This is a genomic window from Ensifer sp. ENS11 (genome assembly GCF_014851895.1).
In the GTDB taxonomy this organism is placed as follows: Bacteria; Pseudomonadota; Alphaproteobacteria; order Rhizobiales; family Rhizobiaceae; genus Ensifer; species Ensifer canadensis.
The window spans coordinates 61,293-87,147 of sequence record NZ_JACVAN010000025.1 but is presented as its reverse complement, the minus strand read 5'-3'; the positions used below and the strand labels follow the sequence as shown (position 1 = coordinate 87,147).

Annotated in this window: 21 protein-coding genes; 8 read left to right on the top strand and 13 right to left on the bottom strand. The window is 60.1% G+C overall.

What is annotated here, in order from left to right; genetic code table 11:
- Positions 1-504 precede the first annotated feature (504 nt).
- The gene (locus tag IB264_RS30120; RefSeq protein ID WP_057206350.1) at positions 505-747 is read right to left on the bottom strand and encodes a hypothetical protein; all 243 of its coding nucleotides are present in this window, start codon (positions 745-747) and stop codon (positions 505-507) included.
- 334 nt (positions 748-1,081) lie between these two features.
- On the opposite strand from IB264_RS30120, the gene IB264_RS30115 reads away from it, so the two are divergent.
- Complete coding sequence (locus tag IB264_RS30115) at positions 1,082-2,467, top strand: TrkH family potassium uptake protein (RefSeq protein WP_375154988.1); 1,386 nt, start codon at positions 1,082-1,084, stop codon at positions 2,465-2,467.
- A gap of 130 nt (positions 2,468-2,597) precedes the next feature.
- On the opposite strand, the gene IB264_RS30110 is transcribed toward IB264_RS30115, so the two are convergent.
- The 9 genes from IB264_RS30110 to IB264_RS30070 all read right to left on the bottom strand — a co-directional run bounded on the left by IB264_RS30110 (position 2,598) and on the right by IB264_RS30070 (position 13,992).
- Positions 2,598-4,955: a Wzz/FepE/Etk N-terminal domain-containing protein gene (locus tag IB264_RS30110; protein WP_025428871.1), complete on the bottom strand. Its 2,358-nt coding sequence runs from the start codon at positions 4,953-4,955 to the stop codon at positions 2,598-2,600.
- A gap of 71 nt (positions 4,956-5,026) precedes the next feature.
- Positions 5,027-5,932, bottom strand: coding sequence for a UTP--glucose-1-phosphate uridylyltransferase (locus tag IB264_RS30105; protein WP_025428870.1), 906 nt, complete (start codon positions 5,930-5,932; stop codon positions 5,027-5,029).
- Between the two features lie 4 nt (positions 5,933-5,936).
- Positions 5,937-6,953, bottom strand: a complete 1,017-nt coding sequence (locus tag IB264_RS30100) for a glycosyltransferase family 2 protein (protein ID WP_025428869.1) — start codon at positions 6,951-6,953, stop codon at positions 5,937-5,939.
- Positions 6,950-7,876: a glycosyltransferase family 2 protein gene (locus IB264_RS30095; RefSeq protein ID WP_025428868.1), complete on the bottom strand. Its 927-nt coding sequence runs from the start codon at positions 7,874-7,876 to the stop codon at positions 6,950-6,952. The genes IB264_RS30100 and IB264_RS30095 overlap by 4 nt, the downstream gene beginning before the upstream one ends.
- 17 nt (positions 7,877-7,893) lie before the next feature.
- Entirely contained in the window at positions 7,894-8,892 is a 999-nt protein-coding gene (locus IB264_RS30090) for a glycosyltransferase family 2 protein (protein WP_025428867.1), read from the bottom strand.
- Complete coding sequence (locus tag IB264_RS30085) at positions 8,889-10,091, bottom strand: glycosyl transferase family 1 (protein WP_025428866.1); 1,203 nt, start codon at positions 10,089-10,091, stop codon at positions 8,889-8,891. The genes IB264_RS30090 and IB264_RS30085 overlap by 4 nt, the downstream gene beginning before the upstream one ends.
- 105 nt (positions 10,092-10,196) lie before the next feature.
- A complete protein-coding gene (locus tag IB264_RS30080; RefSeq protein ID WP_082571792.1) occupies positions 10,197-10,979 on the bottom strand; it encodes a glycoside hydrolase family 16 protein in 783 nt (260 codons plus the stop codon).
- Between the two features lie 2 nt (positions 10,980-10,981).
- Positions 10,982-12,097 (bottom strand): acyltransferase, encoded by a 1,116-nt coding sequence (locus IB264_RS30075; protein WP_192434726.1) that lies wholly within the window; start codon positions 12,095-12,097, stop codon positions 10,982-10,984.
- Between the two features lie 410 nt (positions 12,098-12,507).
- Positions 12,508-13,992 (bottom strand): lipopolysaccharide biosynthesis protein, encoded by a 1,485-nt coding sequence (locus IB264_RS30070; RefSeq protein ID WP_057224334.1) that lies wholly within the window; start codon positions 13,990-13,992, stop codon positions 12,508-12,510.
- Positions 13,993-14,116: 124 nt separating this feature from the next.
- On the opposite strand from IB264_RS30070, the gene IB264_RS30065 reads away from it, so the two are divergent.
- Together IB264_RS30065 and IB264_RS30060 are read left to right on the top strand one after the other, a co-directional pair.
- Complete coding sequence (locus IB264_RS30065; protein ID WP_057224271.1) at positions 14,117-15,082, top strand: glycosyltransferase family 2 protein; 966 nt, start codon at positions 14,117-14,119, stop codon at positions 15,080-15,082.
- Positions 15,083-15,167: 85 nt separating this feature from the next.
- On the top strand, positions 15,168-16,118 hold the full coding sequence (locus tag IB264_RS30060) for a polysaccharide pyruvyl transferase family protein (protein ID WP_192434724.1): 951 nt from the start codon (positions 15,168-15,170) through the stop codon (positions 16,116-16,118).
- A gap of 44 nt (positions 16,119-16,162) precedes the next feature.
- On the opposite strand, the gene IB264_RS30055 is transcribed toward IB264_RS30060, so the two are convergent.
- The gene (locus IB264_RS30055) at positions 16,163-17,185 is read right to left on the bottom strand and encodes a glycosyltransferase family 2 protein (RefSeq protein WP_192434722.1); all 1,023 of its coding nucleotides are present in this window, start codon (positions 17,183-17,185) and stop codon (positions 16,163-16,165) included.
- Positions 17,186-17,337: 152 nt separating this feature from the next.
- The gene (locus tag IB264_RS30050; RefSeq protein ID WP_057214409.1) at positions 17,338-17,622 is read right to left on the bottom strand and encodes an exopolysaccharide production repressor protein; all 285 of its coding nucleotides are present in this window, start codon (positions 17,620-17,622) and stop codon (positions 17,338-17,340) included.
- 784 nt (positions 17,623-18,406) lie between these two features.
- On the opposite strand from IB264_RS30050, the gene IB264_RS30045 reads away from it, so the two are divergent.
- The 4 genes from IB264_RS30045 (at position 18,407) to IB264_RS30030 (ending at position 22,846) form a co-directional block, all read left to right on the top strand.
- Entirely contained in the window at positions 18,407-19,087 is a 681-nt protein-coding gene (locus tag IB264_RS30045) for a sugar transferase (RefSeq protein ID WP_057214412.1), read from the top strand.
- A 144-nt stretch (positions 19,088-19,231) separates the two neighbouring features.
- Positions 19,232-20,434, top strand: a complete 1,203-nt coding sequence (locus IB264_RS30040; protein ID WP_272502213.1) for a polysaccharide biosynthesis/export family protein — start codon at positions 19,232-19,234, stop codon at positions 20,432-20,434.
- 112 nt (positions 20,435-20,546) lie between these two features.
- On the top strand, positions 20,547-21,830 hold the full coding sequence (locus IB264_RS30035) for an O-antigen ligase (protein ID WP_192434718.1): 1,284 nt from the start codon (positions 20,547-20,549) through the stop codon (positions 21,828-21,830).
- Between the two features lie 14 nt (positions 21,831-21,844).
- Complete coding sequence (locus tag IB264_RS30030) at positions 21,845-22,846, top strand: acyltransferase (protein ID WP_025428855.1); 1,002 nt, start codon at positions 21,845-21,847, stop codon at positions 22,844-22,846.
- Positions 22,847-22,886: 40 nt separating this feature from the next.
- Here the strand turns inward: IB264_RS30030 and galE are convergent, their stop codons facing one another.
- Positions 22,887-23,873, bottom strand: a complete 987-nt coding sequence (galE, locus tag IB264_RS30025; protein ID WP_057206363.1) for a UDP-glucose 4-epimerase GalE — start codon at positions 23,871-23,873, stop codon at positions 22,887-22,889.
- 310 nt (positions 23,874-24,183) lie between these two features.
- Here galE and IB264_RS30020 point away from each other — a divergent pair, with 310 nt between their 5' ends.
- A complete protein-coding gene (locus IB264_RS30020) occupies positions 24,184-25,824 on the top strand; it encodes a TIGR04028 family ABC transporter substrate-binding protein (RefSeq protein ID WP_171520627.1) in 1,641 nt (546 codons plus the stop codon).
- The last annotated feature ends 31 nt before the right edge of the window (positions 25,825-25,855 follow it).

Sequence of the window (25,855 nt, the reverse complement as noted above, 5' to 3'; positions counted from 1 at the left end):
AACCGTCGTTCATTGACCGTGCCTCCTGCTTTCCCCAGGACGCACTCATACGAAACACGACGTCCGAGAACATCGGGCGGGAGAATTTCTATGCCTGCGACTTGAAAAGGCGAACATGAGAGTGGATTGATGCCGAAATTCGGATCTACAGTAGAAGCGCATCCTCCGATCAAGTGACGGTCTTCGACACCGAAGGCGTAGGTTGCCCGCAGGCGTGCGCCCTTGCCAGATCGGGCCGAAGGGAGCCGGAGAGCGGCACATGACTATGATCCGGCGTATCAACGCCGCGACCATTTCTAGCGTATCAAATCACGCAGGTGTTGCGGCATTGACAGAAGCGCTCTTACCAAGCTGGCACCGTGCCCCCGACGATGCGCCACGTTCCAGCCGCTCGAGCTGTGAACAACGTCGGGCGATGTTGCTGCCGCGAAGCTCCTTGAAACAGAACGCGCGCAATCCCCTCGCGGAAATTCTGCGCCGCAGCCAACTCGGTGCCAGTGATTGCTAGCGCCGCGCTGCGCGGCTGCTCGCAGGCTCCAGCCCCTTGCCGCGATAGGCCACGGGGATGCCCAGTGTCTCGTGGGTCGTTGCCAGAGTTTCGAGCCAAGTTGCCAGTTCGGTGGGTACCTTCTCATCGCCGGTCTCCATCGCCTCGATCCACGCTAGATTGCAATGGAGCGCGCTCGCGAGATTGATAGGCGTCCAGCGAAGGGCAAGTAGGCATTGGGTAAAACGCGCGGGGGTCATTTTAGTGCTCAAGTTTGCGGGTGCGTCGGTTCGATGAGGCTATACACGCAGAAATAAGTCAAGGTGATGACTTGTCGCGGCACGATGATGTGATCGCGTTCTGGTCCACAGCAATCGTCGACACTAGGAAAAACTGCTGTGATCGTTAAGAGGGATGTCCAACTTGCGTTCGTCGACGCTGGCCGCTAATCCCGATGTTGATGGCAGGTAACAGCGACTCGCGCGGGCGAGTGGACCAGGACCGCCAAGACCGGGGCATTGACCGTTGAACGCGACCATTTACCAGTCTGCCATCAACATTGCCGCAAAGGTCGGCCTCTATCTTTCGCTCGCGATGTTCATTCCCGCGCTGGTCGATCTCTATTTCGGCCATCGGGACTGGAAGGTTTTCGCTGTTTCGGCGTGTCTGATGGGTAGCATTTCGCTGGTCACAGTGGCGGCTACGCAGGGCGGACCACCGGCCTTCAACCGGAAAATGGGCTTTCTGCTCGTCAACCTGTTGTGGCTCGTCGTCTCGTTTGTCGGTGCCATTCCATTCTGGCTATCCTCGGTCAATCTCGATTTTGCCGAGGCGCTGTTTGAGTCTGTCTCAGGCATCACCACCACCGGCTCAACTGTCATTGCCGGTCTGGACAATGCGCCACCCGGTATTCTTGTTTGGCGTTCGCTGCTTCATTGGCTCGGCGGCATCGGCATCGTCGCGCTCGGGCTGTTCGTCATGCCGTATCTGCGCGTCGGCGGACTGTCGTTCTTCAAGATGGAATCGTCCGATACCACCGAGAAGCCGTTTGCGCGCATCGTCACCTTCACGCGTGCCTTTATCCTGATCTATATCGTCCTGACGGTCACCTGCGCGATCATCTACGGCTATCTCGGAATGAATCGCTTCGATGCGATCAATAACGCGATGTCGACGATTGCGACCGGGGGCTTTTCGACCCATGACGCGTCGCTCGGCTATTTTAACAGCCTGCCGATCCTGTGGGTGGCTACCTTCTTCATGACGGTCAGCAGCCTACCGTTTTCCGTGCTGATCATCTTTATCGTGCGCGGCCGGCTGGACACGCTGAAGGATCCGCAGATCATCGTGTTCCTGTCTTACCTCACCGTGCTCGCGATCGCAGCCAGCTTGTTTCAGCGGTTGGAAAACGGCGTCGATTTTCACGAGGCGCTGGCGCATTCGTTCTTCACGGTGTCGTCGATCCTGTCAACGACAGGCTTTGCCAGCGATGACTACATGCTATGGGGCGACTTCATCGTCGCACTCGCCTTTGCGGCGACCTTCATGGGCGGGTGTTCGGGCTCGACCGCTGGCGGCATGAAAGCCTATCGCTTCATCATCATCTTCAATTCCATTCGGGCAGGGCTCTTTAGGCTCATCTACCCGAACGCGATCCACACGGTGCGCTACGGCAAGGCACTGGTCGATATCGACGTGCAGCGGACCGTCTTTTTGTTCTTCACGGCCTATATGATGATCTGGGCCTTCGGCAGCATGGCCATGGGCGCCTTTGGCTATGACCTTTTGACGTCGGCGTCGGCGATCGCCACGGCGCTTTCAAATGTCGGTGCCGGGCTCGGCCCGATCATCGGGCCGGCTGGAAACTTCTCTACCTTGTCCGATCCGGCGCTTTATCTGCTGTCGGTCATGATGCTGCTCGGGCGTCTGGAAATCCTGACCGTTCTGGTCATCCTGACGCCGCTGTTCTGGAAGGATTAAGGCACGAGCGTTTCCGGTTTAACCGGAATTTCACAAACGGCTGTATCTCTTTGTTTTTTTGACAGGAAACCGCTACGCACTTGCCCTGGAAATGCTCCAGGAGCCCAAGCGAGTTGGGCTCCTATACGGTTCAGACCGGCTCCGCTTCGCGCCGGGTCGCTGAGTTGTCGACGTAGTATTTTTCGAAGCGGTGGCGATAGTGTTCGGCGGCGCCGAAGTCGCTGTATTTCGCCAATTCCCGCATATCCGTCTTGTTGAGGATGACGCCGAGGATCTTCGAGTTGATCTGCGGTTCGGCGTGGAGCAGGTCGCGCACGAGCCGCGACGGTGTGCGGCCCCATTCGGCCACGAAGAGGAAACCGTCGGCAAGCGGCGAAAACGCCTTGCCATCAACGACAGGGGCGAGTGCTGCGAGGTCGACGATCACATAGTCGAAGGACTTGCGCGCGTTCGCGATCAATTCCTCCATGGCCGGCGAGGCGAGCAGCTCGTGGCTGTCATGCGGGTAGTGGTTGGTGGCTTCGCCACCGACCGGGAATATCGCAAGCTTCGTCTTGTGGTCGATCTTGATGCCGGCCGGCCAGGATGTCTCGCCGGTTAGCGCCTCGACAAGACCGGTCTTGGGCGCCGGCGTGATCATCTTGCTGAGGCCGGGCCTGCGGATATCCGCATCGATCAGCAGCGTCCGCTTGCCGCTGGCGGCGAGAAGGGCGGCAAAATTGGCAGCGACGATCGATTTCCCTTCATCGGGAACCGCCGACACGATGCCGACCACACGGCAGGCATTTCCATGCAGCATCTGGTCACAGGCGAGCTTGGCGTTGCGGAACGTCTCGGTAAAGGAGGAGCGCGGCGCGTCGAGCACGATGCGGCTGACGCGTTCGAAGGGCACCGGCTCCGGTGCCGGTTGGGGCGGTCCCTTGTCCTTCACAAACCGGGCACGCATATGGTCTGTGGCTGTCGTCGGGCGCGGGCCGATCAGCGGGACATAACCGAGCGACCGATGCCCGAGGATCGAACGGACGTCGCCTTCGAGACGGAACGTGCGCTCCCGGAATTCCTGAAACGCCGCAAACGCCCCACCTGCCATCATGCCGAGCACGGCGGAGAGGGCGAGGATCATCGTCTTCTTCGGGCTTGACGGCGAAACGGGTACGCCGGCTGCGGAAATCACCCGCGCCTTGGCAATCGGGAAGGAGCGCTGCTGTGCGGCTTGCTCATAGCGGCCGAGATAGGATTCATAGAGCGTCTTCAGAGCTGCGGCCTTCTGCTCGAGTTCGCGCAGATGGACGAGCGAGCGGTTTGCGTCGGAGTTCCGGCCGGTGGTTCCCTCGATGTTTTCGCGCAACGAGGCTTCGCGCGACCGCGCGACCTCGTATTCATTGCGATAGCTCGAGGTCAGCTGCTGCAGTTCCTGATAGATCTGGCGGCCGATATCGTTCTTCTCCGCCCGCAGCGATACCGCCTGGGGATGATCGGCGCTAAAGCTTTGGGTCACCTCCTGCTCGCGTTTGCTGACGGTCAGATAGCGGGTCCTGAGGTCGCGGATCACCGAATTGTCGCCGTCCTTCGACGAGATCGTCGCATTGTCGACGGCCTTTTCAGGGCCCTGTTCGACGATCGCCTGAAACTGCTTGTAGCGGGCCGAAGCGGAGGCCGTGTCGGCCTGGGCGATGATCAGCTGGCTGTTGAGATCGGCGAGCTGTTGCTCGGACATCAGTTCTCCCCGCGCCGAGGTCAGCCCGTTGTCGGTGCGGTATTGCTCGACCTCAAGCGAAGCGACCTGGGATCGCTGCCTCAGGTCGGCAAGGCGCTCCTGCAACCACACGGATGCCCGTTCGGTCGCCTCGAAATTGGCGTTCAACTGGTCGGTCAGGTAGGAATCGGCATAGGCGCGTACCACCTGCGCTGCCAGCTGCGGATCGCTCGAACGGTAGGCAAGGGCAACGACCGAGCTTCGCGAGACGCGTTCGACGGCGAGGCCCTGCTGGATAAGCGCGGCTGCCTTCTGTCGCCGGCCGCTGCGTGCGGCCTCTTCCGAAACCGCAGAACCGCCCGTAAACACACCGGTGATCGACTTCATCCAATCCTTGACCACAGCGAAAGCCGAGCGTGGCGGATTGACGATCGTGTCGTTGTCGGCAAGGTTGATCTTGTCGACGACGCGCAGAGCCAATTCGCCTGATTTGAGGATCTCGACGGCGCTGGCAAGTTGGGTGTCGAGCAGCTGGCTGTTTTGTGGCGAAGCCTCTTCTTCCGCGAATTTCGAGAGGTTCTCGTCGAGCAGGATCTGCGTCATCGAGGTATAGTTCGGCGTGGCGAAAAGCAGGTAGACACCGCCGAGAACGACGAACAGGGCAACGAACAGCCCGACTGTCTTGCCGCGACGAACCACCACCGAAAAAAGCCGGTCAAGGTCGATGAAGCCATCGGTTTCCTCGGCTTCGCGGGGCAATACGCTACTGAACGGTAGACTTCTTTGTTTCATTGGGTCGCTCTGTCCGTTTCCATATAGCTATCGGCCGGCGCCCCCACATCTCGGGGCGCCGGAAACCGGGTTTATGCCGCGCGGATGCGGCCTTCGTGAGACAAAACCATGTCCCTGACGGATTCGTAGACCAGATCGCCGATATCCGAACGAGCAAGAGCAAAGGCGACGTTCGCCTCGATGAACCCATGCTTGGAGCCGCAATCGAAGGTTCTGCCATCATAGGGGTGGGCGTGGAACGCCTGATCCTTGGACAGTTTCAGCATGCCGTCTGTCAGCTGAATTTCGTTGCCGGCGCCGCGCTGCTGTCGAGCGAGAATGCCGAAAATCTCAGGCTGGAGAACGTAGCGACCGTTGAGGTAGAAATTCGAGGGCGCCTCTCCCGCTTTCGGCTTTTCGACCATTTCGGTGACCGCGAAACCATGCGAAACGGACGTTCCCTTGCCGACGATGCCGTATTTGGAGGCATCCTCCGGCGCGCATTGTTCGACGCCGACGACATTGCCTCCGGTTTGACGATAGAGATCCATCAGGCCGGCCATGCAGCCGCGCGCGCCATAGGAGAGCATGTCGGGCAGAAGCAGTGCAAAAGGCTCGTCGCCGATCAGGTCGCGCGCGCACCACACGGCATGTCCGAGGCCGAGCGGCGCCTGTTGCCGGGTGAAGCTCACGGAGCCGGCCTTGGGCAACATGGCCTCGAGCTCGGAAATCTGGGCGTTTTTGCCTGAGCGCGTCAGCGACGAAATCAGCTCGGGCGTATCGTCGAAGTGGTCTTCGATCGCCTGCTTGTTACGGCTGGTGACGAAGACGATATGCTCGATGCCGGCCTCGCGGGCTTCATCGACGGCATATTGCACGACCGGACGATCGACGATCGTCAGCATCTCTTTCGGCACAGCTTTGGTCGCGGGAAGGAAACGCGTGCCGTTGCCGGCAACCGGAATAACTGCTTTTCTGACAGTTCTGATACGGTCCATGGCATTATCCTTTTCTCGTGTGAGGGCTTTTGCCCGAGGTGGATCGTTCAGCCGCCACCGTCATTGTGGCGGGCTTCAAGCGCGACAGCGGCGCAACCAGGCGGCGCAGTCGCACGGCGATCGGCATCCTGAGATGCCGGAGCGCGCGAGGGCTGGAGAGCGCGGTTCTGATGGCGCCGCCCAGCGATCTGGATTTGATGTGTTCAACGAGTGCCAAGAAGGCGCGCGCCTCGTAAAGGCTGCGGCTGCGCTTGCGCTGCATGGCCATCGCGCTCGCGTCGATGGCGTGGGTGCCGAGGAAATCTGTGTCAGCGGCGATCATCGCATCGATGTGGCGCAGTTCCAGCACGCGCGAGATGGAGCCTTCGCGGATGTGATAACGATAGCCGGAGGACGGATCGACGACACAGCGTCCGCCTTCGGCAAGGGCCGAGGCCAGCAGGATATAGTCTTCGCCGATGCGGATCTCTTCCTTGAAGCGCAGGCGGATCTCTTCGAGAAAGCGGCGCTCGAAGATCGGCTTCATGTAGCCGAAATTATAGGTCGACCGGAAAAGCACGTTGGATTCGATGAAGGCGGCAAGGGTGAGAACAGGTGTATTCTCAAGCGTCGTGTCGTCAAACATCCGTTCGCGCCGGCCATCAAGGTTCAGGACTTCCAGATTGTCGACGGCGATATCAGCGCTTTCGCGGCGTGCCCGTGCGATCATTCGTGCAAGTCTTCCGGGGCGAACCGTGTCGTCGGCATCGAGGATGGCGACCCATTCGCCGCGGGCTGCGTCGAGACCGGCGTTGCGCGCGCCGCCAGGCCCCCGGTTGGCCGGAAGTCGGATCAACCGGATACGCGGATCGGCGATAGCCTCGACGACAGCCGCCGTATTGTCCTGCGACGCATCGTCGACGACGATGACTTCGACCGAGACATCTTCCTGGGCGAGCGCACTGTCGATTGCGCGCGTGATCGTATCAGCCGCCTTGAAGGCCGCGATGACGAAGCTGACATCTGGATTGGTTGTCGTCATGGCGCCGCCACTTCCGATGTGCCGTATTGCTCGAGCTCGCGAACGCCGAAAAGGCCGCTGACGACGCCGGCATGCATGACGGCACGCAGGGCATAGCGCGAACGCGCAACTGCCGAGGCGAGCAGGATGAGGCTTGCGGCAGCGCAATACCCGGACTTGGCGGCGGCACGAACGATCTCGACGGCTTTTCCGCTGCCTGCCGAGGCCTGTGCGAGCAGGCGTCCATGAGTCTGACCCGAGCGAAAGCGTCGTTTTGCCAACCATTGGAAGCTGGCGCGCTTTTCCGGCACTATTTCGTAGACCAGGGCATCCGACGCATAGGCCAGACGGCCGCCGGCCTTGTGCATATGGGTGAAGAATTCCGTATCTTCACCGCCGGTTCGGCCGAGCGCGAGGTTGAAACGCCGGCCGGCAAGTGCCGGCGTTTTTCGATCGAGCAAGACGTTGCAGGTGTAGCCCGTTATGATCTCGCCGCCGACCCAGACGGGTCGCGTCGAGTGGAAGTCACCGCGGCGCATCCAGGACGGCGCCGAAAGGTCATATTCGGCTCGGACCGGGCCGAGAACCGCCTCGACCCCGGTGGCTGAGGCCGTCTCCAGCAGACGCACCAGCCATTCGCGAGCAACCGTTTCGTCGTCATCGACGAAGGCGAGGTAGTCGCCCGATGCGTTATCAAGGCAGGCGTTACGGGCGATCGAGATGTTGCTCGCCGGGCAATGCACATAGTCGATCCCGAAGGGAATTTCCGACCTCAATGCGTCGACAAGACCTTCGGCACTTGGCTGTAGATCGTTGTCGGCGACGATGATCCGAATTGCCGTCCCATCCGGCACGGTAATGGCAGCCAGCGAACGCAGGGTTTCGGCAAGCTCTCGCCGGCGAAACGTGCAGACCGCGATGTCGACCCGAAGGCCGGCGGCCATTTTCTTCGTTGCCTCGATCATGGTGCGACCCGCCTGTTGCGAAGGTCGAGCAGCTCGCGCCAGAAACCGGCGGACCAGGCGAAATGCATCACCATGGCCGAAACCGCTGCCAGCGGGCCGTAGGGGTTTTTCTGGCCGAGCGCCATCCAGGCCCCGTAGCCGATGCAAGCTGCAGCCCAAAGTACGACCGGCACGGCGGCGACCCAGTTGATGACGGCGAGCAGGGCGCCGATTGCGATCGGTGCCACGGCGAGCGGCAACAATTGACGCAGGCTTGGCGCGACGCGATGCTTCAGCACGTTGCGGGCTCGCCCGCGGCCGTAGCTGAAATACTGCCGAAACAGCGGCCCGATCTTTGCCCGGGGGTAATAGACCATGCTCGTTCTGTCGGTCATCCAGATGCGATAGCCGGCCTTGCGGAACCGATAGTCGAACTCGGCATCTTCGTTGTGACTGAAGCTCTCGTCGTAACCGCCGATCGCCTTGAAGGCTGCAATGCGCATCAGCGCATGATGGCCGTGGTCGGCCCAATGGCTTGTGGCCCCGAGCCGGTGTTTGGCGCCGCCATTTCCGAGCTTGGAATTCTGGGCATAGGCCGTCGCCTTCTGAAACGGCGTGAAGCCGACTGTCTCCATGGCAACGACGACGGAGTCGGCGCCGGTTGCGATCACTTCGTCGACGAGCTTCTGGCAATAATCATCAGGATAGGTGCCATGCGCATCGATGCGGATCAGAAAGTCGAAGGATGAGCCATACTCGGCCACCGCAAGATTGATTGCGGCGCTCTGGATGCGCTTGGGATTATCGAGCGCCAGGACGGACGGATCGCCTTGGGCCAGCCGCGCTGCGATTTCGCGGGTGCCATCGGTACTGCCGCCGTCGGCAATCAGGATGACAGCATTAAGTGGCGCCAGTGACGGACGAAGCTTGTCCACCAGAGCTTCGATATGTTCAGCCTCATTGAGGCAGGGGATGACGATCAGGCTGCGCGTCGACGTCAGATCTGTTGTGTTCATGACAAACCACCTTCGTTTTGACGGGCTTGAGAAAGGGGCGTCGCGGGCTCGGGGGCCGTCGATGCAATTGCCGAAAGGCGCCTCACGAGGTTCTCGCAATCGGTGTGGCGAAAGACCCAGGTGTCGGTGTTGCAGGCGGCAACCCGCCCAGACGCATCGGCGTGGCTGTTGGCATCGACCGCTCCAAGGAGCGAAACGAGGTTGTCCGGCTCGGGTTCATCAAGCAGAAAACCAAGACCGCGGACCGCCAGAAAACGGGCCGTCTCCGTGCCGCGCATGGCGATCGGAACCCGTCCGTGTCGGCAGCCCTCATAGAGCCGGTTCGGAAGCAGCCATTTGGAGTTCTGGCCCTCCTCGAAAAAATCGATCGCCCAGGTGAAATCGATCTCGTCGTAGATCGCGCCGAGGTCTTCCGGGCTGCGGTAAGCGCCGTGGAAGGTCATGTGCGGCTCATTGCGAATGAAACCGTCGAAATCGTCGAACTCGGAATAGGCGGGCCGGCCGCGTAGTACGATCTCGAAACGGCCCTCCATGCGGCGCGAGAACGTCGAAAGCAGTTCGAGCGACTTGCGGCAGCGTAGCGCACCGAACCAGCCGATCCGCCAGGGGCCGTCTGGTCGCGCTGTGGGGGCCGCGGAAACCTGCAGGCAATCTCGATCGCCGAGCTCCAGCACCTTGTTCTCCAGCAGCATGACTGGCGTCTCCAACCCGGAGAGTGGGCGGAAATAATGCTCGACGAAGGCGGGAGAACTGGTGATCAAAAGCCGCGCATTGCGTCCGAGATAGGCTTCGCTGGCGCGCATGGCGCGTCCAGCCACGTCCTTGCGCAGAAGCAGGCGGTGAATGTCGAGGCATTCATAGACAATAGGGACATCACCGCCGAACATGGAAACCGCCTTGTTGGCGACGGCGAGCATGTCGAGGTTGCGGGCGATGATCAGGTCGGGCCGGCCGACCGCGCGCAGCTTGGCGGGTAGCGACAGGCAGGCCTTGGTGATCGCTGAGACCCGCTGGGCAAAGCGACCGTCGCGCGTCGTGCCGAGCTCGATCGGATCGATGCCCTCGATCGCGGCCAGTGCGTTCGCGCCCCGGCGAAAGCCGGCCAGCGTCACGCGCGCACCGCCTGCCTTCAACATCAGGATTCGACGGCGAACCGCGGGGTCAGCCAGATCCTGCGCGAAATAAAGTATCTGCAGCATGAAAACATCCGTTTTCGTGCTTAGCCCGAGCCAAGCTTGATTCAAGAAATCGTGCATCGCAACGGTGGCGTTGCGATGCACGGATGCGGCGGCGTTGTGCCGTCCTCAGTTCAATTTGCAGGCGACGGACTCGGCGAACTGGCACTTGTCGTTGGGTGCGGTGAAGGCGATCCGGTCAACCTGCAGCGCTGTCGGCCCCTTGTAGTTAAAGGTGCCCATCCAATCGCTGAGGGTGTCGGTGCCCCACAGGCTGAAGAAGATCTTCTGGGCGTTGGACGGGATCTTGGCGGGATCGGTCACTTCGTGAACCAGTTCACCATTGACGTAGTAACGGATACGCTCCTTCTCCCAGACGAAGGCGTAGTCGTTGAAGCCTTGGTTGGCGCCGCCCGGTACGTCGGCGAGCTTCTCGTTGCCGCCCTTGGCGGAGACGTACTGATTGAGCTGCACCTTTGCCGGGTTCTTGCCGAGCACTTCGAAGTCGATCTCGTCATGCGCCTTTTTGTCGGCAGGACCGATATAGGTAAAGAAGGCTGAGTTCAGCCCCGATCCGTCGGCGGACTTGATGCGGGCTTCGTAGGTCCCATAGCCGAACCGCTTGCGGGTCTGGACCTCGCCGCAGGCATAGTTGCGTTCGCCTGTCTTGCCCTCCTCGAACTTCAGTTCAAGGATGCCGTCAACGACCACCGCCTGCTTCTTCGACCAGGTGCAGTTCTGGTGCGGCCCGTTGTTCCAGCCATCCGAAACATACCAGTGGCCGGTGTCGAGCGTGTCGAAGTTGTCGAGGAACGACGTGCCGGTGGCACCTTCCTGTGCCATTGCGGAGCCGGCAAGGCCGGTGGCGAGACATGTGAGAAGGGCGAGGCGGTGAGGTCTGATCGATCTCATGGTCAGGTCCTTTGCTGTGGCGAGTAGTCGGAGCGACGGCCGGTATCCGGGCGCGCGTTGGCTTGGGAGGAGCCGGTGCGGCTGCCGGTCAGGACGGCGGTGAGGCCCGGTGCCAGGCGCTTGGCAAGCCCATGCGCGGCAACGAGAATGGCGATCGTGATGAACGGGATCGTGAAATAGAACAGGCGATAGTCGGCGATCTCGGTGCGATTCCAGACCATCCAGGAAACGATGAGCAGGGGGTAATGGGCACAGAAGATCCAGAAGCTGAGGCCACCGGTACGCGCCAGGCGTTCGCCGAGCCGGGTGCGCACGAGAAGCGCTGAAACGGCCCAGGATCCGACGATTCCGGAAAGTGCTGTCAGGCTGCGCAGCATATCGACCCAGACCGGGAACTCCGGACCCGTCTGGTAAAGAACGATCGAGAGCGCGACAGCGGCGGCGAGGAAAACGGCGGTGATCGATCGGGCATAGGGGTCGAGCAGCTTGGTATCCATGCGATGCAGGCTCAGATAGATACCGGTGCAGAAGCCGAAAAGGATAGATTTCTTCAGGAAGATGCCATTCGGCAGTGGAAGCACGGCGAAGGCGAGCAGAACGCCAAGCGTTTGCAGCGGATAGCGCTTGATCAGCCAGGCCAACAATGGCGAGAGCAGGATGCATAGCAGCAGATCGCGCAGAAAGTAGAGTGGAACGTTGATCGGCAGCGCCTCAAGCGCGAAAGCAAGGCTCAGCCATTCGCGTGGCGTGGCATTGACCACATCGGGAAGGTAGCCGAAGCCAATATTCTTGAGCTGCGCCACATAGACGAGTGCGAGAAACGCGAGGTTCCACAGAAGGAAGGGAAGCAGCACCGTGCGCGCCTTGGTCCGAAGCGTCTTCTTATAATCGAACGTATCCAGACCGCGTCGGAACATGAGATAGCCCGAGATCGCGCTGAGGCAGGGAACGCCGACGCGAAACAGGCTGTCGCCCAAAAACACGCGCAGCCAGTCCAGAAACCCATAGGTTCCCAGGAACGGGCTGGTTTGCGGATCATGCGGCACATGTACGAAGACGATGCCCGAGATCAGCACGATGCGCATCAAATTGATCCGCGAGGAAATGTTCGCGTCCATAGCCACGATATCCGTCACTCCTATCTGCCAGCGTCATTTTCGGCGCCGTTTCAACAGAGCAGACTAGAGCCCGCATCGAATAAACTAGGGCAGGGGCGTGGATAAAAATATGGCGCTGCAACAAAAGAATCAGCCATGATTTGTTGCAATGCAGCATTTGCCACATTTCGAGTTAGCGGCAAAACAACAGGGAATCGACCCCTTCAATCCTTAAAAGCGCACGTATTGTCGCATGTTGCGGAATATGCTCATATTCTCATGAACTAAAGTCTGTGATTGAACGAACGCCGATTAATTGCGATCAAAAATTGCAGATTTTTTTCGTTGATCATTGTCAAATCGGAGTTTTTTTGCTGCCGGCGGCGCGAATTGCGGCGAGTGTAAGGCAGGGCCGAGCTCGCCATTTACGATCATTCCGCAGGTTCTGGCGAAACACCCACCGCGCCGCGCTGGCGGATCATCCGATGTAGTTTCACCAGCAACTGCCGCTCGGTCAGAACCATCAGAATGAGATAGATGAGACCGCCGATGGCAGCCCCGATCAGCACCTGCAAGATGGCGTTGGGAACCAGGGGGCCGAATCGCTCGAGCAGAAAACGCACGGCAAGCGCCATGGCAAAGGCCGCAAACATCGGCCGCGTTGAGACGAAGAAGCCTCTCACGAACGGCATATGGTCGGCCCGGAAGACCACCCATGAATATCCGACCAGCGTCAGAACGTTGACGATGCAAAGCGCGATCATCGCGTCGATCAGTGAGCCGTTGATGGCCCCATAGGCGACCGCGCCGGTGGTGATGACAGCTCGGATCACAGCCCACCAGAACAGGACGGCGCCCTGGCCGATGCCTTTGAGATAGGGCACGTAGGTGCTGCAGGGGGTCAGGATGCCCTTGGACAAAGCCAGAAGGCCGAGAACGGGCCAGGCCGCCGCCCATTGGCTGCCGAAGAGGACGAGCATCGCTGGTTCGGCGAGCGCCCACAGCCCGAACATCATCGGAGCAAGCAACACCGTGGTGACCTGCGTGCTTAGCATCAACGCCTGCGACCGGCGCTCGCGATCCTCGCCCATATGGCTGAAGGCGGGGAAAAGCACACCCATGACAGCCGAAAGCACGATCTGGTTTGGAATGCTGGAGAACCGGTTGGCGGCGGAATAGGCGCCGGCATCGGAAAGACCGAGATAGCGGGAGATCACCACCATTGGCGACTGGAAGGTAATGAAATTGGCGATTTCGGAGCCCATCATGCCGAGACTGAAGCGGCTTAATATCCATACGCGCCGAAACGAGAAGACCAGCCTCGGTACGTAGCCGGAGACGGCATAAAGCCCGAAAAGGCGGATCAACGCCGATACGAAGAGCTGCCCGAGGAGCGACCACACGCCGAAACCGGCGAGCGCCATGGCGACGGCGACGAGAGCGCCGAGCGTTTCCGAAATCATGCTCCAAGCGGCATCCTTGCTGAAATTCATGCGCCGGGCCAGGAGCGCATAAGCGACATCGCCGCCGAGCTGAAGCGGAATGAGCAGGCTCATGATCTTCAATAGGTAGGCAGCTTCCGGCGCCCCCAGCAGCGTTGCGAGCGGTGCGGCAAAGACAAAAAGCCCAAGCGCCATTGCCATTGAAATCGCCAGATTCGCCCAGAATGCGGAATGGACAAGGTCCATTTCCTCGTCGCGCTGAATGATCAGCGCGGAGGCCAGACCGGCGCCGCCGATCATTGCCAGAAACTGCACGACGGTGAGTGCGACAGCGACTGTTCCGAACTCTTCAGGCGTCAGGATGCGCGCAAGAATAGGCACGGTGACAAATTTCAGCCCGAATGTGCCTGTCTTTGAGAGCACGCTCCAGCCGACGTTACGGGTGACGGATTTGGCATTGACGGTTGAGGGCATGGCGAACATCCCGTGAGCCCTTTGAAAGAATGAGTGACAAAGGACAAGCGATAGACATACGGCCGCGACCCAGTGGGAGGAGACCACGCAAGACTCTTTGTAGAGAAGCCTCAGGGGCGAAAAGATGGCAAAGCTGACGATTATTATACCTTACTACCAGAAGGAGCCGGGCATCCTTCGGCGGGCGCTTTCGTCCGTCTTCGCCCAGACATTTCAGGACTTCCATGTTTTGGTCGTCGACGATCAATCTCCTTATCCTGTTGATGAGGAGCTGGCGCCGCTCAGCGAAAACATGCGCGAGCGCATCACCATCGTGCGCCAACCCAACCAGGGACCGGGCGGCGCACGCAACACCGGGCTCGACCATGTTCCTGAGGATTCGGAGTTCGTGGCATTCCTTGATTCCGACGACGTCTGGACGCCGGATCACCTCAGAAATGCCTATCAAAGCCTGACGCGATTCGATGCCGATTGTTATTGGGCGTCGATAACGGGAGGCGATGCATTCTACTACCATTTTGGCGTCGCCGATCTCCTGAAGAGCGATACCTGCATCCGGCTGCAGGAGAGCCCGCTGGTCGTGGAAATCCCCGATCTATCCAACGTCATGCTGCGGAATTGGAGCTTTCTGCACCTTTCCTGCATGGTGATCGGGCGCTCGCTGTTCGAAACGATCCGCTTCGATGCCGCACTCCGGCTGGCAGCCGAGGACGTGCTGTTCTTCTGCGATTGCGTGCTGTCGGCGCGACGTGTGGTCCTTTGCGATGCCGCGGGTGCGGAACGCGGCGAGGGCATCAACATCTTCCATTCGATCGACAACGATTCGCCGGAATTTCTGCAGCAGCAGTTCAACACTTTCGTGGCGCTTGAAACGCTTGAGGGCCGCTTTTCGCGCCGGCCGCAGGAAATCGCCTCGATCCGCTCCTATCAGCATACGGCCCGCCGTCAGGCATTGTGGAGTCAGGCTCGGCGCCTGCGTCGCAGGAAGGTGCCACAGTTCAGGCTGCTTGCCCGCTGGGTATGGCGCGATCCGAAATTATTGCAAAGCGCCCTTGAACTGGCCGTCGGCAAACTGTCACCGCAACGCTGATCACGAAGACAGCATCCCTCAGGAGGGAGAAAGACCCGCCGCTTGCGGCGCCGGACACATTTTTATTTGAGAGAAGGGACCGCTTATGAAGCCCTATTACTGGGAATCACATCACGGAAATTTTGGAGACGACCTCAATCTTTGGCTCTGGGATTTCCTCTTGCCTGGTTTCCGCGACAGCCATGACGACATTCTGCTCGTCGGCGTCGGTACGGTGCTCAATCGAGCGTTATTACCCGACGGCATGCGAAAATTGGTGCTTGGCAGCGGCTTTGGCTATGGCACGCTTCCGGATATGCGCGATGCGGCGGAATGGGACATTCGTTGTGTGCGCGGCCCGCTGACGGCCGAAAAGGTCGGTATCGAACACGAACGCGGCATTGTTGACCCGGCGGTGATGGTCGCCGAGATGCCGGAGTTCCAGAACTTGCCCAAGATCCACAAGCGTAGCTTCGTGCCCCATTGGGAGAGTGCGATTGCCGGCATGTGGCCGATGACCTGCGGCACGGTCGGCCTGCACTACATCGACCCGCGTGGAGAGGCCGGAGCCGTGATCCGGGAGATCGCGCAGTCCGAGCTGATCGTGGCCGAATCGATGCACGGAGCGATTCTCGCGGACGCCTTTCGCGTTCCGTGGGTCGCGGTCTCGACTTCGAACAGCATCAACAGCTTCAAATGGAACGATTGGGCCCGGACGGTCGGGGTCACCTATCGCCCTCGCCATGTCCCGATTTCAAGCCGGGCGGAAGCGATGATCAAGGGGACCCGGTTCTGGGGCATGGGTTTTGATATCGCCGAGACCTATGGTGAAGACCCGAACCGGCGGCAGATCGACGGAGACCTGGTCGTCGGAGCGACCCAGCCAAGGCAAACTTTCTTGCGTGGAGCGGCCAAGCAGCTTCTGGCGGCGCCGTCGACGTTGGCATTGTGGCAGGCAAGCAGAGCGCAGCCGCAATTGAGCGAAGACCGCGTCCTGGCCGAACGCAAGGCACGCTTCCGCGACGTACTCGATACAGTTCGTCGCGATTATCTCTAAGGGCTGAGATCAAGCGGCGCCCCGAGCGGGCGCCGTTTAGCCTATCATTGGCTCAACTCAGCGGAAGCTGGGAGCAGGTAGCGCAGCCGCCCCGAGCCGCCGAGTCCCACCGGGGCATCCGGCTTGCCCGGTCGCATACGTTCGGTCTTATCGGCAAAGATCCCACCGGCGACTGCCGGAACGGCCCCCGGCTTGCCGAGCAGGTAGGTGACGGCAGCCATTGGGCCGCCCTCGCGCTTCAGGTCGAGAAAGCGCCGATGTTCGTAACGTCCCCGGATATGGCGTTCATGCCGGCGGATCACGGCCGTCGCTTCTGCACTCAATTGATTGTCGGCGAGGATGGCACGGTCGGCCTCATAAAGGCGCTTCAGGTCTTCGGTGCGGTGACTACCGCTGAGCGAATTGCCACGCACGATCGCCGCATAGCCGCAGCTGTGGATGATCTTGTAGCGTGCACCCTTGGCAAGCGCCCGCAGATAGAGGTCGTAGTCTTCCCCGAGGCGGAGGGTCTCGTTGTAAGCGAGTTGATGGCTGGACAGAAACGCACGCCGCATGAGGGGTTTGAGAAAACCGATCTCGCCACGCCTGACACCGCGGCGCGAGATATTGCCTTCGACGAAGCCGGTGAGATCGAGAAGGCGCGGCTCCGGTTGGAACCGGCCCACGTCGGCCGCTGCGCTGGCGGCAGCCGTCTCGTCCATGAAGGCGATGTTGTCGGCGACAAAATCCCAATCCGAAACCCCAAGAAGCTGGGCCAGCCTGCCGGGCAGAAAGAAGTCGTCGGCATCGAGGATGGCGAGGATAGGCGAGCGGCTGATCGAGATCGCGTGGTTTCGTGCTGCAGCCGGCCCCCTGTTTTTTTCAAAGCGCACGATGTTCAATCGCCCGGTGTCATCGGCAGCGGACAGGGCGGCTGATGCGGTCGTGTCGGTGGAGCCGTCGTCGATGACGATGACCTCGGCCGTTTCCGGCTCGGCCAGAGCCGAAGCGACGGCCCTTGCGATCGTTTCGGCGGCATTTTTTGCGGCGATGATGACACAAACGTCCATCGTTGCAGCTGCGGTCATTGTGGCCTCCAGCGTTACGTCGGGCATGGCCGGCATTGGTTTTACTCGCCGGCCCGCCGCACGATGCAACGGGATCATGTCGCAACCGCGTCAAAACGTTGACATTTTTGTTGTAGGCATCGCGGGCGGCGAGGGGAGCTCCCCACCGTGCCCTACGGGTTGAAGTGACCCGGCCTGTTCAAACGCCCCGGCGAAACCTTACCCGCCTGTTTTTCATCGGTCGTTGCGCGTGCGTTCTCGGCCGCCTGCCTGTCGCGCTCGCGGGCCTTCTGCCAGACGAGAAAAACGACAGCCAGAAAATACCCGACCTGCATCAAGACGGCGCAAATCAAGGTTTGAAAAAGGGTCGAGGTAAGCGAACCGTTCAGCAGATAGGTGACGATGGCAAAGACCGCCAAAGCGCCAATCATGCTCGCAAAGACGCGTGGTGCGAACATCGCGCTACCTTGCCTTCGGGGCTGTTGTTGGTGTCTCCATATGAGCTAAGGCCCTTCCCACCACAGAGGTTCAATATATTGGCGGTTATCCCTCGGTTCAACCGACAATAACCGCAGATGCAATATAAGCCGCTATAGCCCCTAAAATGTTTATGTCGCCTTTAGAACAGGCCGCCTCCAATCAAATTCCGTTGATTGCACGGCGTGGGGCGGATGCAAGGAATCAGTTTGCGGCCGGCCATATCGAGGTTGGTTGGGGGTTTAACGGGGCGAAATGTGTCGCTCGATATTCCACCCTCCGTGGGTTTCGCCCTGTTTCGCTCGTCTCGAAGTTGGCCTCGCTCTCACTTTGTTATCAACTTTTGTTACAAGATTCGCGTTTGTGAAGGTTTTGTGCGTGCAGTGCAAAAGAATGCTGCGCCGCAAAAAGCGCCCGTGAATTTGACGGATTTCAATTTACAGAGCGGGAAAATCTTCTGATGCAAGACGAAAGCAAACATCACTAGTTCAAGGTAAGGCCAATTTTTTCATGAGTAAATTCGGTTTGCCCGCGAACTACATCGAAATCGACTGGAAGCCACTTGGCTCGCCATGAATAGATGATCTTCGGTCCCGAAGAAATATTACATATTCGCGATCGATGATATACGTCCGCGAACCGCGGGCACGGCACCGGCCATCATTTCGCCTTTAAAAACCAAATTCTAACCATACACTCATTCTTGGATACGAGTGCGCCCCCACAGGGGACCGACCAATCGCCAACGTAAATGGAGTCTTCTCTATGAAGTCTGCGACTCGATCGGCCAATTCGCCGTTTTTCAGTACCGCAGAGTCGGGAGCATTTCGTCCGGTAGGAGGAATATCGAAGCGTGGCTTTGATATTTTCACCGCTTCACTGGCTCTCGTCTTTCTCAGTCCGCTCTTCCTGCTCTTGATGATGCTCGTCAAGTTTTCCGATGGTGGATCCGTTTTTTACGGTCACCGCCGTATCGGCCATAACGGCCGTGCATTCCGCTGCCTGAAATTCCGCACGATGCGGGCAGACGGAGATCGGCTCTTGCAGGACTATCTCCGCAACAATCCGGGCGCCTACGAGGAATGGCGTGCGACGCGCAAGCTTCAGGACGACCCGCGCGTGACCATTGTCGGCAGCGTTCTGCGCAAACTCAGCCTCGACGAGTTGCCGCAGCTGATCAACATCATCCGTGGTGAGATGAGCATCGTCGGCCCGCGCCCTGTCGTGGAAGACGAACTCGAACTCTACGACGCCGCAGCCGTGTTCTATCTGCAGTCTCGCCCGGGTCTTACCGGCCTGTGGCAGATCAGCGGCAGGAATGACGTTTCCTATGCCGCCCGCGTCGCCTTCGACACGCACTATGTACAGAACTGGTCGCTGATCCGCGACTTCTTCATCGTCGTCAAGACGATCCCCGCAGTCTGCTTTTCTCGCGGCAGCTACTGACAAACGCTGCGCCACGGAGCCTGACGACCTCGTCGTCGGACGCCGGCGCGCGCGACCAGCAACCGGGAAACCGTAATGAAACATCAAATTGCCAAGGGGAGATCGCGTATCTCCCTCCGAAAGCCGTATTCTCTGAAGGTCGCCATGCTGGCGGCCATAACTGTGTTCGGCACCTTGCCTGTCCATGCCGACGAGTACCATCTCGGAGTCATGGACAAGTTGAAGATCCGCGTGGCCGAATGGCAGACCGCAGAAGGTGCTGTGCGCGACTGGTCGGTGGTCAGCGGCGAATACACCGTTGGTGCCTCCGGCATGGTCTCCATCCCCTTCATCGGCGATCTGCCGGCGGCGGGCAAAACGACCAACGAGATGAGCGAGGCGATCGGCCTCAAGATGCAGACGCTGTTCGGCCTGCGTGATCGGCCTTCGGCGTCGGTCGAGCTCGCGCAGTATCGTCCGGTCTATCTTTCCGGAGAAATCCAGAAGCCCGGTGAGTACCCTTACGTGCCGAACCTGACGGTCCTCAAGGCCGTCAGCCTTGGCGGCGGGTTGAGACGTTCGGAAAGCGGACAGCGCTTCGCACGCGACTACATCAACGCACGCGGAGATTCGAGCGTGCAGGTCTCCGAACGCAACCGGTTGCTTATCCGGCGCGCGCGCCTGCAGGCGGAGATCGCCGGCAAGGAAAAGATCGAATTGCCGAAGGACTTGAAGGACGCGCCTGACGTCGCCGGCTTGCTTGAAAGCGAGACTGCATTGATGGTTTCGCGCGACAAAAGGCAGAAACGCCAGCTGGCGTCGCTGGCCGACCTCAAGTCTCTGCTCGAAAGCGAAATCCAGGCACTGGCGAAAAAGTCAGAAACGCAGAACCGTCAATTGGATCTCGTGATCGAGGACCGGGACAAGATCGAGGGGCTTGCCGAAAAGGGGCTGGCGCTGAGCGCGCGCAAGCTCGCGCTGGAACAGCGCGTGGCGGAGCTGCAGTCAGCTGTTCTGGATATCGACACGGCGTCTCTGAAGGCAAAGCAGGATGTCAGCAAGGCCACCCAGGACGATACCAACCTGCGCAACGATTGGGATGCCCAGCTTGCCCAGGACCTGCAGAACACCGAAGCTGAGCTCGATACGCTGTCCATCAAACTTGGCACCAGTCGCGACCTCATGACCGAGGCGCTGCTGCAATCGGCCGAGGCGGCACAGTCCAAGGACGACATGTCGGACGCTGTCATCAGCTATTCGATCGTCCGTGAAAAGGATGGCAAGGCGCAACAGATTGCCGCTGACGAGAACACGCCGGTGCTGCCGGGCGACGTGATCAAGGTCGAAGCCAATCTGGCGATGCGCTAGAGCCTTTCCAAGGAAAAGTGCGAAGCGGTTTTCCGTCAGGAAATGCTTGGAAATAAAGAGATGGAGCGTTTCTGTGACTCTGTTTAACCCGGCTACGCTCTAAGGAATCGTGATGAGGATTTCCAAGGCAAGCCTCGTTTCTCCTGGTGCAAACCAGGCCTACGGTACGTTTGCGCTGGCGATATCGTTCTTCGTCTTTGCCTATTCCTCGCGGTTCGGGCAGGCGTCGATCCTTGTCTACTATGCGCTGTGGCTGCCGTTGGTGCTCGTCGACTATCGAAGCGTGCTCGGCAATTACGGCAGATATATCTGGATCCTTGCCTTTGCCGTCTTTGCCTGCCTTTCCGTCTTCTGGTCGGCAGCGCCCGGGATGACGGCAAGGACGGGAGTTCAGTATCTCTCGCATGTCGTTTGCGCGCTGATTGCCATGCGCACGATCGACATCCGCACGCTCGTGCGCGGCGCACTGGCGGGCGTCGGTATCGTGCTCACCTATTCGCTGCTGTTCGGCGTCTACCACCTCGATCCGCTCGACGGTACGTTCAGCTTTGTCGGCGCCTTTTCCTCGAAGAACCAGCTTGGCTTTTACGCCTCACTCGGGATCTACTTCGCCTTCATCGCCCCAGTCGCGCTCAGGGAACGCGGGCTTTGGCTCGCCGCCGCCGGGGCCGTTGGGCTGATATCAGCCTATTCGCTGCTTGCCTCGCAATCGGCGACGTCGGTTCTGACGGCCGTCGCCATCGTTGGCTGCTGGCTCGGCATGCGCGCCGTGGGCATGCTGTCGCCCGGTCATCGCAAGGGACTGTTCTTAGGTGCTGTTGTCGTCGGCGGGATCACCGCCGTCGCTGCGACCTATGGCGGCGGCGTCGACCTCGTTCTCGGCCTCTTCGGCAAGGATTCCACGCTTACGGGGCGAACCTACCTTTGGCAGCAAGGGATACAAGCCGCTTTATCCTCGCCTGTCGTCGGGGTGGGCTACCAGGCCTATTGGGTCCAGGGCTTCTCCGAACCCGAACGTCTCTGGGAAGAGTTCTTCATCGCCACCCGCTCGGGCTTCCACTTCCACAACACCTTCATCGAGGCGATGGTGGAGACCGGAGCAATCGGGCTCGGGCTCCTCTGCACCGTGCTTCTGGTCACTGTCTTCGGCCATATCAAACGGTTGCTGGCCTATGACCATCACATCGAATCCTCGGTGCTCTTCGGCGTCGCCATGCTGCTTTTCGTGCGGGCATTTGTCGAAATCGACATCATGAATCCCTATCACGTCGGTTCCTTCCTGCTCTACTTCGCAGCCGGCAAGCTGACGATAAGGCAAGGCCGGCGCATCGTCAGCGAGCGGCGCCTTGCAGAGGGCAGGGTGTTGGCGAGCCATCATCCGCAGCTGAGGTTCTGATGGCACCAACGCCGATGAAAACCATCCACGGCATCCAGTATCTGCGTGCGCTTGCGGCGCTGGGGGTCGTGCTCTTTCATGCAGCCGAACGGACAGGCCATCACTTCGCGATCGGCGCAGCCGGGGTCGACGTCTTCTTCGTCATCAGCGGCTTTATCATGTGGGTGATCAGCGACCGACGCCCGGTTGCGCCGCTGGCATTCCTTAGAGAGCGGCTACGTCGGATTGCGCCGATCTATTGGCTCGCGACCCTGGTGATGATCGGCGGTGGCGTTGTCGGCCTCTTCCCGAACCTCGTGCTGACGCTCGGGCATATCCTGGCGTCCTTGATGTTCATTCCCGTGCGTTCGCCCAGCAGCGGCGAGATCTGGCCGGTGCTCGTGCAAGGTTGGACACTCAATTTCGAAATGTTCTTCTACGTCGTCTTTGCGGCATCTTTGATGCTGCCAAGGGACCGCCGGCTACCGGTGATGGCAGCGCTGTTTGTGTCGCTGGTGCTGCTCGGCCTCACGATCACTACGCAAAACGCGCTGATTTTGACCTATACGCGCCCGGTCATCCTGGAATTTGTCGCCGGCATGATTGTCGCCGAGTTCTGGCTGCGGGGCAGGACCGCCGGGCCAGGCCTCGGCATTGTGCTTGTCCTTGGCGCATTCACCGGATTTGCAGCCCTTGCCGTCCTGCGCCTGCCGTTTGACGAAAGAATATTAGGCCCGCTGGCGGTTATGCTTGTCGTCGGCACTCTTGCGCTTGAAGCCGGCGGCTGGTTTCAAAAATGGACATTACCGACGTTGCTCGGCGATGCCTCCTATTCGATCTACCTCTGGCACACCTTCGCCATATCGGTCGTCGTCAAGGCTGCGGCGATGATCGGGCTGGATTCAGTGCTGACGCTGCTCTGCGCTCTGGCCGCCGGCTCGCTGGCTGGTGTTGCGGCCTATCTCCTGATCGAGCGTCCGCTCATTCGACGCACCCGCTCCAGATTGCCTCTGAACCGGGTACGCGAGGCATCCTAGGCATCTAAGCCTGGGGTGCGATCAGCCGAGGTGCCCGATGTCAGGCGCCCTGGTTGCGGCGGGAATGCCAGTTCCAGGCCGTGCGCGTGATCGCCGCCAGGTCGTATTGCGGCTCCCAGCCGAGGACTTCGCGAGCCTTGTCGTTGTTTGCGACAAGCGTGGTCGAATCTCCCTCGCGGCGATCGACATAGTCGATGCCGAAGCTGCGGCCCGAGACATCGGTAATGGCGTTCAGCAGCTCCTTCACCGTCGTGCCGGTGCCCGTACCGAGATTGAGTTCGACGCTGTCGCCGCCTTCAAGCAGGTATTCGACGGCGCGGACATGGGCGTCGGCGAGGTCGAGGACGTGGATATAGTCGCGTACGCAGGTGCCATCGCGGGTGTCGTAGTCCGTGCCGAAGACCTTGAAGCCGTCGCGGCGGCCGAGCGCGGCATCGATTGCCAGCGGGATCGCGTGGGTCTCGGGTTCATGCCACTCGCCGATCCGCCCCTCCGGGTCGGCACCGGCGGCGTTGAAATAGCGCAAGATGACCGAGCGCAGGCCCTTGTACTGGCCATAGTCCTTCAATGCCTGCTCGCAGACCCACTTCGTGCGGCCATAGGGGTTGATCGGGGCCTGGCGGTGCTGTTCGTCGATCGGCACGCTCTCCGGCAGGCCGTAGGTGGCGCAGGTCGACGAGAACACGAAGGCTTCGATGCCGGCGGACAGTGCTGCCGATAGAAGGGTCAAGGTCCCGATGACGTTGTTGTCGTAGAACGAGACCGGATCTTTGACGGATTCCCCGACCTCGATCATCGCGGCGAAATGCAGGATCGCCCGCGGTTTGTGGCGCGCAAGCACCTCATCGAGACGCTGGCGGTCGCGGATATCGCCCTTTTCGAGAACGCCCCATTTGACGAACTCCTCGTGGCCGTTCGACAGATTGTCGTAGACCACGGGTTCGAACCCCTTGGACGCAAGCTGAAGGCAGGTGTGCGATCCGATATAGCCGGCGCCGCCGACGACAAGAACCTTGTTATTTGTCATGAATATCTCAATCTCGGGCTTGGAAGGAATTGGCAAAGTTTTCAATGAACAATGGCCGAATTGTCAATGCCTCTTGAAGCGTTTCACGCGTGATCGAACGCTCTCTTTTCGCACGATGATCCGCATGCCGCTTGAGACCAGCAAAAGAAGGCAGGGAAGCGGCCGCGGGAGAAATATCTCCGTCGGCTCTGAGGCGGAGATGCTTCTTTCGCTTCGCATGAAACATATAGCATATTAATTTACTAGATTTAGTTGATAAGCCGGCGCCTAGTCGTACGATAGCCTCCAGACATCTAGAAGGAAGGCTCCCATGACGACGAAACTGAAACGGCTCGCGCTGACGCTGGCGACACTCTCCGCCTCCGGCTTTTTCCTGTCCGGCGCTTTTGCACAAGGTGCAGGCGATCCGATCAAGGGCGGGACGCTGATCTATCTCGAGCAGCAGGCCCATACTAATCTCTACCCGCCGGCCGGCGGCTTTTACCCAAATGGCGGCATCCTCAACCAGATCACCGACAAGCTGACCTACCAGAACCCGAAGACGCTCGAGATCGAGCCTTGGATCGCGGAATCGTGGACGGTCAACGCTGATGCGACCGAATACACCTTCAAGATCCGTCCTGGCGTCACCTTCTCCGACGGCACGCCGCTGGATGCCGCTGCCGTCGCAAGGAACTACGACGTCTTCGGGCTCGGCAACAAGGAACTGAAGCAGCCGGTCTCGGAGGTCATCAATAACTACGCGCGCAGCGAGGTCATCGATCCGCTGACCGTCAAATTCTACTTCAAGAAGCCGTCGCCGGGCTTCCTGCAGGGCACGTCGGTGATCGGCTCCGGGCTCGTTGCCGCAAGCACGCTGGCGCTTCCGTTTGAACAACTGGGCGATGCCACCAAGATCGTCGGCTCCGGTCCGTTTGTCGTCGACAGCGAAACGATCGGCAAGGAGCTGAGCCTGAAGGCGCGCGAAGAATACGCCTGGGGTCCGGCAAAGCTGGAGCATCAGGGGCGGGCTTACCTCGATGGTATCACATACATCATCACCGGCGAGGACAGCGTGCGCATCGGCGCTCTGCTTGCGGGCCAGGCCGATTTCATCCGGCAGGTCCAGGCCTATGACGAAAAACAGGTTGAAGCGCAGGATTACCAGATCTACGCGCCTTCGACGCGCGGCGTGAACAACAGCGTCGTCTTCCGACCCGACAATCCGCTCGTCGCCGACGTCAGGGTCCGCAAGGCGCTGCTGCACGCGACCGACGCCAAGGAAATCGTCACCACGCTGTTTTCCGCCAACTACCCACAGGCGACCTCCATCATCGCCTCGACGGCGCTCGGCTACCGCGACATTTCGGCGAAGCTTTCCTTCGATCCGGAAAAGGCAAAAGCCCTGCTCGATGAGGCCGGCTGGACGGTCGGCGCCAACGGCCTGCGCCAGAAGGACGGCAAGGAACTAGTGCTGACGGCCTATGAATCTCTGCCGCAGCCGCAGAACAAGGAAACCTTGCAGTTGGTCGCCCAGCAATGGGGCAAGCTCGGCGTCAAGCTGACGGTGCTTGCCGGCGACAGCGGCAGCAGGATCGTCGACGATCTCGACCCGCTCAAGACACCGGTTTCACCGGCCATGGTCGGGCGCGCCGATCCCGACGTGATCAAGAGCCAGTACTACCCAAAGAACCGTGACGTCCTTCGCCAAAAGGGTGGCCAGAGCGACAAAGTCCAGAGCTTCGCCGATGACAAGCTGAACGGCCTGCTCGAGGCGCTTGCTTCGGAGCCGGACCGCGAGAAGCGGTTGGCGATTGCCGGCGAGGTTCAGGACTATGTCGTCGACCAGGCCTATGCGGTCCCGATCTTCGAGGAGCCGCAAGCCTTTGCCGGTGCGCCTTACGTCCAGGGCATCGCCTTCGAGGCGGTTGGCCGCCCAAGCTTCTACAGCACCTGGCTTGCAGAACACTGACATCGACCGGTCGGCCACGTGCATTGCCCGT

Coding starts and splice junctions, on each gene's coding strand:
- IB264_RS30085 (WP_025428866.1), bottom strand. CDS start 10,091: ATGCTGCAGATACTTTATTTCGCGCAGGATCTGGCTGACCCCGCGGTT.
- IB264_RS30095 (WP_025428868.1), bottom strand. CDS start 7,876: ATGGCCGCCGGCCTTCGGGTCGACATCGCGGTCTGCACGTTTCGCCGG.
- IB264_RS30090 (WP_025428867.1), bottom strand. CDS start 8,892: ATGAACACAACAGATCTGACGTCGACGCGCAGCCTGATCGTCATCCCC.
- IB264_RS30040 (WP_272502213.1), top strand. CDS start 19,232: ATGCTGGCGGCCATAACTGTGTTCGGCACCTTGCCTGTCCATGCCGAC.
- IB264_RS30035 (WP_192434718.1), top strand. CDS start 20,547: ATGAGGATTTCCAAGGCAAGCCTCGTTTCTCCTGGTGCAAACCAGGCC.
- IB264_RS30060 (WP_192434724.1), top strand. CDS start 15,168: ATGAAGCCCTATTACTGGGAATCACATCACGGAAATTTTGGAGACGAC.
- IB264_RS30065 (WP_057224271.1), top strand. CDS start 14,117: ATGGCAAAGCTGACGATTATTATACCTTACTACCAGAAGGAGCCGGGC.
- IB264_RS30045 (WP_057214412.1), top strand. CDS start 18,407: ATGAAGTCTGCGACTCGATCGGCCAATTCGCCGTTTTTCAGTACCGCA.
- IB264_RS30075 (WP_192434726.1), bottom strand. CDS start 12,097: ATGGACGCGAACATTTCCTCGCGGATCAATTTGATGCGCATCGTGCTG.
- IB264_RS30070 (WP_057224334.1), bottom strand. CDS start 13,992: ATGCCCTCAACCGTCAATGCCAAATCCGTCACCCGTAACGTCGGCTGG.
- IB264_RS30115 (WP_375154988.1), top strand. CDS start 1,082: ATGTTCATTCCCGCGCTGGTCGATCTCTATTTCGGCCATCGGGACTGG.
- IB264_RS30120 (WP_057206350.1), bottom strand. CDS start 747: ATGACCCCCGCGCGTTTTACCCAATGCCTACTTGCCCTTCGCTGGACG.
- IB264_RS30050 (WP_057214409.1), bottom strand. CDS start 17,622: ATGTTCGCACCACGCGTCTTTGCGAGCATGATTGGCGCTTTGGCGGTC.
- galE (WP_057206363.1), bottom strand. CDS start 23,873: ATGACAAATAACAAGGTTCTTGTCGTCGGCGGCGCCGGCTATATCGGA.
- IB264_RS30110 (WP_025428871.1), bottom strand. CDS start 4,955: ATGAAACAAAGAAGTCTACCGTTCAGTAGCGTATTGCCCCGCGAAGCC.
- IB264_RS30080 (WP_082571792.1), bottom strand. CDS start 10,979: ATGAGATCGATCAGACCTCACCGCCTCGCCCTTCTCACATGTCTCGCC.
- IB264_RS30055 (WP_192434722.1), bottom strand. CDS start 17,185: ATGACCGCAGCTGCAACGATGGACGTTTGTGTCATCATCGCCGCAAAA.
- IB264_RS30030 (WP_025428855.1), top strand. CDS start 21,845: ATGAAAACCATCCACGGCATCCAGTATCTGCGTGCGCTTGCGGCGCTG.
- IB264_RS30020 (WP_171520627.1), top strand. CDS start 24,184: ATGACGACGAAACTGAAACGGCTCGCGCTGACGCTGGCGACACTCTCC.
- IB264_RS30100 (WP_025428869.1), bottom strand. CDS start 6,953: ATGACGACAACCAATCCAGATGTCAGCTTCGTCATCGCGGCCTTCAAG.
- IB264_RS30105 (WP_025428870.1), bottom strand. CDS start 5,932: ATGGACCGTATCAGAACTGTCAGAAAAGCAGTTATTCCGGTTGCCGGC.